Here is a 253-nt window from a genome sequence, read left to right on the forward strand (position 1 = left end):
TTGGTATCCGACCTCCAGAGGCCATGGCTATGGAAGGGGTCAGCCGTCGGCGTTCTTCTGGTGCTGGGACTTCTGGGCCTGCTCATTGCGGCTGCGGTTCTTGAATCTGGGAAACCAACTCCGGAGCTATACCTGCTTCTCATGGAATCCGGGGTTTCCCTCACACTCACGGTTGGTGCCGTGATGGGTTCCTTCTCCTTTACATCGGACTACAAAAAAGGGTCCTTCAGCCGGCGGGTATTGCTTTTCCAAC

The 253-nt window shown here is 55.7% G+C and carries 1 protein-coding gene; it reads left to right on the forward strand.

All coding sequences use genetic code 11. The features are described 5' to 3' along the window. Window positions 1–60: 60 nt before the first annotated feature. Window positions 61–253 (forward strand): hypothetical protein (locus SB724_RS21105; RefSeq protein WP_410572944.1); only part of this gene is annotated, 193 nt, incomplete at its 3' end.

It is taken from the genome of Bacillus sp. SIMBA_031 (genome assembly GCF_046535225.1).
Classification (GTDB): domain Bacteria; phylum Bacillota; class Bacilli; order Bacillales; family Bacillaceae; genus Bacillus; species Bacillus velezensis.